Source organism: Amycolatopsis sp. NPDC003861 (assembly GCF_053605405.1).
In genome coordinates this window covers 1-3,094 of record NZ_JBSGJD010000470.1, presented here as the reverse complement: position 1 = coordinate 3,094, position 3,094 = coordinate 1, and the positions used below count along the sequence as shown (strand labels likewise).

Below are 3,094 nucleotides of genomic sequence, written 5' to 3'. Positions count from 1 at the left end.
CTCGGCGACGAGGCGCCGGAGTGGCTGCGCGGCCACGGCTGGGAGCCGGCCGTCGTCTCCCACGCCGAACTGGCCGCGAAGTACGACCAGGGAGTCGTTGCGGGCCGCCTCGGTCTCCTGGGCCGCCCGCTGCGCCGCCTGCTTGGCCAGCTCCGCGGCCTGCACGGCCTGGGCGGCGGCCTCCTTCGCCGCCTCCGTCTGGGCCGCGGCCCGCGTCTGCGCGTCCGCGGCGAGGTCCGCGAGCTGCGACACGGTCAGGGTTTCGTGGTCCTGCGCGACCGCGACCGGGTAGCCGGCCGTGAGGAAGCGCGAGATGTCTTCGTCGGTGCCGTCCAGCGCGATCTGCGCGGCCCGCTTGACCTGCGGACCACCGGCCGCCATCAGCTGGGTGACGCGCACGCGGTCGTCGCCGGCCTGGGCCCGCGCCCGGCCGGAGCTGAGGAATTCCCGCTGCTGCTCCGGGGTCCCGGCCAGCGCCGTCTGGGCGGCGCGCTTGACGCCGGGGCCGCCCGCGGCCAGTGCCTGGGTGACCTGCACGCGCAGGTCGTCGAGGCTGGGCTGCTGCCACCCGGTGTCGAGGAACGCCTGCATCTGCGGGACGGTGCCGCCGGCCGCAGTCTGCAGGGCGCGCCGCAGTCCCGGGCCCGCCCGCGAGACGAGCTGCGAGATGCGCACCCGCAGGTCCTGCTCGGCGGCGACGGCCAGCCCGGCGGTCAGGAAGGCGTGCACGTCGGCGTCCGAGCCGCAGAGGGCCCGCTCGGCGGCGGTCTTGACGCCGGGTCCGCCGGTCTTGAGCTGTTCGAGGGCCTGCGCCCGCTCGCTCGGGGGCGGCGGTTCGGCGGCGGCCGCGGGCAGTGCGGTGACTCCGGACAGGAAACCCACGGCGGCCAGCACGGCGGCCACGGGTCTGCGCAACGATTTCATCTCTCGTCTCCCCTTGGGCATGACGAAATCGCGGATCCGGCCGCGCGAAGAATCAGCGCAGCCGGACCGCGCGAATGGACGGATTACCGATCAGCGGTGCATTTTCCGAGCGGCTCAGGACCGGCCGGAGCGCAATTCGACGAGCGGGGTGAATCCGTTCTGCGGGTCGGCACCCTCACCGACCGGCGTGTAGGTGTTCTTGACGACGTCGGTGGGCGTCGCGGTGCCCTTGATCACCACGGTGGCCTTGAGCTCGTGGGCGTCGCCGGTGATCGCGAAGACGTCCGGGACGTCCATGGTCAGGTAGCCGGACTCCCCGGTGATGCGGAAGCAGAAGTAGGAACGCTCGGCGATCCGGCTCCACACCTTGACGAGCGGGCCGCTCGCGGTGCAGTCGGTGAACAGGATGTGCCCGTCACCCTTCAGCAGCCGGATGTGGTACTGCGCGTAGATCGCGTCGGCGCCGGGGTAGTCGTACTCCTCGACGATCGGCGGCGGGACGTCGTCCGCGGCGGCAATTGCCGGAACGAACGGCAGAACGGCAGCGGAAAGAGCACCCACGACGAGCGGGCGCGCGAACTTCTTCACAGTTTTCATCCCCCTGAAAAAGGCGGCTTTCGCCGCCTCGAATCCCCGATCCGAAGCCGATCTTACGGAGACCACACCGGGGAAGTCAACGGGCGAACCCGGCACACCGGCCGCTAACGCCCGGCGGCTTCCAGGCGCGCCCGGATCGCCCGCCGGGCCAGTTCGTAGGGGCGGGTCCCACCGCCGAGAACGGCGTCGGCGTTGGCCGCGCGGCCCAGCGCGTGGAGCTCGAACGCCAGCACCTCGGCGTCCGCCTCGACGTGCCCGAGCGCGACCGCCTCCGCCGCGGTTTCCCGCAGGAAGGCGGCGAACGAGCCGCCCGCCGCCGCGACCGCGTCGTGCACCCGGCCCGGACGCGCGTCGAACTCCGCGCCGACGTTGAAGAAGAAGCAGCCGCCCGGGAAGACGCGCTGCTCCGAGTAAGTCAGCCACTTCTCGCACGCCGCGCGCAGCCGCGGCAGCCCGGGCGCCACCGCCCGGGCCGGCGTCACGACGTGCGAACGGAAGATCTGCAGTGCCGCGTCGATCGTCGCGAGCTGCAGTTCCTCCTTGGAGCCGAAGAGCGCGAACACGCCGCTCTTGCTCAGCTCCAGCTCGGTGGCCAGCCGGCCGAGGGACAGCCCCTCTAGACCGTCGACCGACGCGACGTCGACAGCCCGGCGCAGCACCAGCCGCCGGGTCGCGTCGCCGCGGGCGACCCGGCCGTCACCCGGCACGCCGCGCCCGCCAGCGGTCCACAGTGGACTGGACGCCGCCGCGGTAGGACGCCGAGAGCGCGGGCGCGGCCAGCACGCGGTCGGCGAGGTCCAGCGCCGCCTCGACCTTGTCCTCCGGCAGCTGCCCGTAGTTGGCGAAGGAGACGAGGTACACCTCGGTGATCGTCGGCCCGTCCGCGCGCTCGGCGAGCTCGACCGGCCCGGACGTCGGCACCGTGCCGGGCCGCAGGACGCGCAGGTACCAGCCGCTGCGCCCGCTGTCGATCATCAGCGGCGTGACGTCCTTGCGCCCGGTCTTCATGGCCAGCTTGAAGCACGGCTGCCGCGGCTGCGAGACCTGGACCAGCGCGTCACCCCAGGCCCAGACGTCCCCGATCCGGACGTCGTCCTCGGTGACACCGGACAGCGAGACGTTCTCACCGAACCCGCCCGGCTCGGCGTCGAGGCCGTCGGCCGCCCACGCCGGGTAGTGCTCGGCCGGGTAGACGTAGACCGCTTTGTCGACCCCGCCGTGCACGGTGAGGTCGGCTTGGCGGTCGCCGTCGAGGTTCAGCTCGGTCAGGTTCAGCTCCGCGGCGGTGACGCGCGCCTTCGTGATCGCGCTCAGCACCGGGCGCTCGCGCCGGTACCCCAGGACGCTCGGTTCCCCTACGAACACGCCGTTGACGTTCATGAGGGGAAGGTAGCACGATCGTTCGTTTATTTTTCTGGCTCCGCCGGCCGGCTTGTCCGCGGGTTAAGCGAACCGGCGGCCGGCAGCGGAAGCCGGCCAACGACGTCACCAGGCCTCCCCCGCCCTCATCCCAGCTTTCTCTTCAGCCGGCGGTCGGGTTTGTCAAGGCGGGAAAGCGTGCCTTGACAAACCC

The 3,094-nt window shown here is 72.3% G+C and carries 4 protein-coding genes; all 4 read right to left on the bottom strand.

From position 1 onward, the window contains the following. Positions 1–915: ALF repeat-containing protein (locus ACWEVN_RS47375; RefSeq protein ID WP_452055645.1), on the bottom strand; the 915-nt coding region annotated here is incomplete at its 3' end. Between the two features lie 123 nt (positions 916–1,038). Then, positions 1,039–1,512 carry a hypothetical protein gene (locus tag ACWEVN_RS47370; RefSeq protein ID WP_449687058.1) on the bottom strand — a complete coding sequence of 158 codons (474 nt, stop codon included), beginning with the start codon at positions 1,510–1,512 and terminating at the stop codon, positions 1,039–1,041. A 113-nt stretch (positions 1,513–1,625) separates the two neighbouring features. After that, complete coding sequence (locus ACWEVN_RS47365; RefSeq protein ID WP_452055644.1) at positions 1,626–2,228, bottom strand: TetR/AcrR family transcriptional regulator; 603 nt, start codon at positions 2,226–2,228, stop codon at positions 1,626–1,628. After that, positions 2,218–2,901, bottom strand: a complete 684-nt coding sequence (locus tag ACWEVN_RS47360; protein ID WP_449687061.1) for an MOSC domain-containing protein — start codon at positions 2,899–2,901, stop codon at positions 2,218–2,220. Before ACWEVN_RS47360 ends, ACWEVN_RS47365 begins: the two co-directional genes overlap by 11 nt. Positions 2,902–3,094: the final 193 nt, after the last annotated feature.